Origin of the sequence: Aquiflexum sp. (genome assembly GCF_041749095.1) — a bacterium.
GTDB lineage: Bacteria > Bacteroidota > Bacteroidia > Cytophagales > Cyclobacteriaceae > Aquiflexum.
The window spans coordinates 1-3890 of sequence record NZ_JBGTCA010000155.1 but is presented as its reverse complement, the minus strand read 5'-3'; the positions used below and the strand labels follow the sequence as shown (position 1 = coordinate 3890).

The 3890-nt window shown below is 44.5% G+C and carries 3 protein-coding genes and 1 pseudogene; all 4 read left to right on the top strand.

Annotated elements, in window-relative coordinates; translation table 11 throughout:
- A pseudogene (locus tag ACEW8O_RS07790) lies at window positions 1–678 on the top strand (TonB-dependent receptor); the annotation flags it as partial.
- Between the two features lie 17 nt (window positions 679–695).
- Entirely contained in the window at window positions 696–1376 is a 681-nt protein-coding gene (locus tag ACEW8O_RS07785) for a RagB/SusD family nutrient uptake outer membrane protein (RefSeq protein ID WP_373494055.1), read from the top strand.
- A gap of 99 nt (window positions 1377–1475) precedes the next feature.
- On the top strand, window positions 1476–1910 hold the full coding sequence (locus tag ACEW8O_RS07780; RefSeq protein ID WP_373494054.1) for a hypothetical protein: 435 nt from the start codon (window positions 1476–1478) through the stop codon (window positions 1908–1910).
- Window positions 1911–1930: 20 nt separating this feature from the next.
- Window positions 1931–3622 (top strand): putative transposase, encoded by a 1692-nt coding sequence (locus ACEW8O_RS07775; RefSeq protein ID WP_373494056.1) that lies wholly within the window; start codon window positions 1931–1933, stop codon window positions 3620–3622.
- Window positions 3623–3890 lie beyond the last annotated feature (268 nt).

The window sequence follows — 3890 nt, the reverse complement described above, 5'->3', positions numbered from 1 at the left end:
GTTTCCAGTTTCTTTTTGATCAATAAACTCGGCGTATTTATGACAAGCGATGAACTGGATGGAGCTGCTCTTTTTCATCCCCGGACCCAGGCGGGAGATCTTAAATTTGAAGATGTGGATGGGAATGGGGTCATCAACCAAAATGACCGCAAGATTGTAGGCGATCCTTGGCCTGATTTTGTTTGGGGGATGGACAATAATTTCAGATTGGGCGCCTTCAGCCTGAATGTGTCTGTTGTAGGTTCTAAGGGTGCCCAAACCTATTTGGAATCCGGAGGTGCATTGATGGGTTCAAACGGTGTCCAAAATGGTTTGGCATTACAGGATAGAAGGTGGAGATCCGAGGAAGACCCAGGTGATGGTATTATCCCCAGGGCAATACGAAGTAACCATGCCAATGGCTTTGGAAACTCCTCTCACTTTTTGTTCGATGCCTCCTTTTTTAGGATCAGAAATCTGATGTTGGGTTATGAAATGCCACAGGAAATGGTTTCAAGGTTTAAACTTTCCCGATTGAATGTTTACGCCAACGTTGCCAACCTTTACACTGCTACGGATTATCCGGGTTATGATCCAGAATCCAGTACAACCGGAGACAATGTGGTCAATGCAGGAATAGATTATTTGAACTATCCACTGCCACGTACCTACACAATCGGTCTTAAAATCACCCTATAACCTAAACTTTAAGCGTCATGAAAAATTATTGTATATTCATAATGACCCTGGTATTGATGACCTCCTGTTCTGATTTTCTTGAATTGGAACCTGAGCATCAGATCAGTGAGGGCTCATTTTATCAAAATGCCAACGATTTTGAAACAGCTTTGATTGGAAGTTATTCCGGGTTGCAAAATCTGCATAATACTGCCTTGGTCTATTTAGGTGAATTGACTACGGATAACGCAGAAATACAATGGACCTCTCCTACCGTTTCCGAAGTGGAATTGGATGAGGTGAATTTTACCCCTGCCAATGGGTTTTTGAATACGGTCTGGAGTATCAGTTTTACCACCGTTTCAAGGTCCAACAATATTCTCTCCAGGTTGGATGATGTGGAAATGAATGAATCAGTTAAAAACCAAATCAGAGGGGAAGCGCTATTCCTGAGAGCTTATGGCTATTTCAACTTAGTCCGAACATTTGGCCCCGTTCCAGTGGTAGACGTTGCCTTTAGAAGCCCTGCAGAAATCAATTCGTACGATATGTCAAGGAAGCCGGTGGACCAGGTGTACACTTTAATTGAACAGGATCTTATCCAAGCGGCCACCCTTTTGAATGGAGTGGCTGCCCTAGGAAAATCCAGGGCGTCCACAGGAGCTGCCAATACTTTGTTAGGCAAGTTATACCTTCAGACCTCCAAGACCTTTATTTGATAATCAGTCAGTTATGATAGGGTTGTCGTAAAATAAAAATCCTGTTATTTTTGGGACATGAGTCAGCTAATGTTACCCATTTTCCCCAAAGATACTAAAATGATCACTCCGGTTCTAGGCGTTCGAGAGAAAGACGGTTTTGTTCATTATTTACTCAGCGGTTTGCCTATCTACTCCCACCCTGTAGAGGATCTGATTAAATTCAGGTATATCACTTCCAACCTGTTGATCCAGGGCCTGTGCAAAAACAAAGAAATAGTTGATTGTTTTCATGTATCAGGCGACAGTGTACGGCGGTGGAAGAAAAAGCTGTCCGAAGAGGGTGAGAGTGCTTTTTTTATGCCTGAAAACCGTCATGGCCACAGCCATAAACTATTGCCGGATGTATTGGCGCGTATTCAGGGCCAACTCGATAAGGGCAAAAGCGTCAACGGCATTGCAAAAGAAGAAGGTATTTCTGAGGGAAGTATCCGCTATGCGGTTAGCCGGGGGCGTTTAAAAAAAAACAGGCAGAAGAAGCGGGGGGCCAATTAAAAACGCCCGGCCAGCGCAGCCTGGAAGACATCAAAGCTTCAGAAGGGATCGGCATAGCGGCCAGCCGTGTTGAGGAAAGGGCAATGGCCGTTACGGGCATTCAGGCATTTGCCCCGAGCCTGTTCGAGGCCAATGAAAGTGTGCTTAATGGGGGCGTCCTGCTTTCTCTTCCCGCTCTGGTAAGCCAGGGGCTTGAGCGGGTGTTTAAAGTACTCAGGCCATTGCGGGCAGGTTTTTACGGCCTGCACCACATGGTTCTGTTAACGGGTTTCATGGCCCTATGCCGTATCAGGAATGCCGAACAGCTTAAAAGCCATGCTCCTGGCGAGCTTGGCAAACTACTGGGCCTGGACCGGGTCCCGGAGGCAGGATATTTCAGGACCAAGCTCAGGCAGATCCTTGCACAGGCCAAAGGCGATGAGCTGCACAAAGAGCTGTTCCGGCAGTGGGTGGGGGAAATGCCGGAACTGTTTTTTTATATCGATGGCCATGTACGGGTGTACCACGGCAGTAAGGCCAATCTCCCCAAGCGGTTTGTATCGCGGGAAAAACTCTGTCTGAGCGGCACCACCGAATTTTGGGTCAATGACCGGCAGGGCCTTCCTCTAATGGTCATTACTGCCGAGCTGAATGAAAAGCTGAAAGTGGCCATAGAAGAAACCATCCCTGAAATAAAAAGAGAAGCAGCCAAGCCCGCTTCCACCAAAACCCCTGTTTTTACCCTGGTATTTGACAGGGAAGCCTATGAGCCAAAGTGGTTCAAAAAGCTATGGGACGACCATCAGGTCGCCATCATCTCCTATCGTAAAAATGTACAGGATAAATGGAATGAAGAATCATTCATTGGCACTGAAATAGAGCTGTATAACAACAGTGTTCCGATGCAGGTTTGCGAAAGGGGGACGGCCCTTTCCGGGTACTGGTTCAGGGAGATACGAAAGCTTTCCGAAAATGGTCACCAGACCGCCATCATCACCACCCACCCATCCCTGGCCATAGAGGTGATCGCATCCAGGATGTTTTCACGGTGGGCCCAGGAAAATTATTTTAAATACATGAGCGAGAACTTTGAATTGGACCGCATGATAGAATACGGGACACAGGCAGTTGATCCCAAACGCACCATCCCCAACCCAGAATACAAACAGCTCACTTATCAACTGAAGAAAAAACGGGAGAAAAAAGCCCGTCTGGATGCCAGGATATTCAAAAAGATGGGAGAAGGACAGCAGCTCACTATCGAAGAAGCCATGAAAAACATTGCCGAAAGTTCCGATCTCGTAGAGCAGATCAACGGCTATGAAGAAGATATCCGGGACCTCCTTAAACAGAGAAAGGGAAAGCCGGCACGTATCAGCATTGCGGAAATGCCTGAAGAAAAACGCTACAACAAGCTTTTGACGGAAGGCAAAAAGTTCAAAAACGCGATGTTGATGATCGCCTATCGGGCAGAATCCGCCCTGTTCAACATCATGGGAGAATTTTACAAAAATAAAGAAAAGGATGGAAGGATGCTTCTAAAAGAAATATTTACAACACATGCCGACCTATATCCCGACTATAAAGAAAAAACACTTACTGTGACACTGCACACCCTTTCCACTCCAAGAGCCAATCAGGTTGCAAAACAATTATGTGAGATTCTAAACCAAACCGAAACGGTATATCCCTATACCGATCTGACAATAATTTACAAAACTATGGCAGCTTAGTTTACGATAGTCTTGGAGGTCTGATTTTATGATTTTTAATAACGGTAACTGATTTCAAATCGAAAAATATAATTTTATTTTTTTAAATTAAAAGTAAATAATATTTTATTATTTGTAATTAAATAGATTTTTTTGAATTATTTATTTATAAAATAAAATAAAATCACGATGGAAAACTTAAATAATCTCAGGTTCACCTCCAAAGTGCTGTTTTTTATTGCTCTGGCACTTTTTCCATTCCATTATTTGGCTTTTGCCAACAGTCCAG

What these genes read in the sequence shown, in the direction of transcription:
- ACEW8O_RS07785 (WP_373494055.1), top strand. Translation starts at nt 696, where the DNA reads ATGAAAAATTATTGTATATTCATAATGACCCTGGTATTGATGACCTCC.
- ACEW8O_RS07780 (WP_373494054.1), top strand. Translation starts at nt 1,476, where the DNA reads ATGATCACTCCGGTTCTAGGCGTTCGAGAGAAAGACGGTTTTGTTCAT.